This window comes from Marinobacter confluentis (assembly GCF_004785685.1).
Classification (GTDB): Bacteria; Pseudomonadota; Gammaproteobacteria; order Pseudomonadales; family Oleiphilaceae; genus Marinobacter; species Marinobacter confluentis.
Genome location: NZ_SRPF01000039.1, coordinates 1 through 318 on the forward strand (window position 1 = coordinate 1; position 318 = coordinate 318).

At 51.6% G+C, this 318-nt stretch carries 1 protein-coding gene; it reads right to left on the reverse strand.

Annotated features, from left to right (window positions below):
• Positions 1-232: flagellar export chaperone FliS (locus E5Q11_RS17460; RefSeq protein ID WP_210426341.1), on the reverse strand; the 232-nt coding region annotated here is incomplete at its 3' end.
• Positions 233-318: the final 86 nt, after the last annotated feature.

The window sequence follows — 318 nt, forward strand, 5'->3', positions numbered from 1 at the left end:
CCAGGTCCCCGCCTTTTTCGAAATCCAGGAAGCTGCGAAGGCCGCCGATGATTTCGATGGCTATCGAGATCAGCTTGCCCTTGCCCTCGTAATCTTTGGCCTGCATGCGGGCCTTTGCCATATTGATCCGCTCCAAAGCACCACTGTAAAGAAGGTGAATGAGCTTGTGCGGATCCGCATCAGTGATGCTGGTCTGAGTGTTTACCCGTTGGTATGCCTGTAAACCATTCATAACTTACCTCTTCCTTCACCGGTGCTAGCCGGTTCTGCTTTATTCGGGCCCACTATAAAAGTATAGCCGGTTTAGTTGTCTCTGCC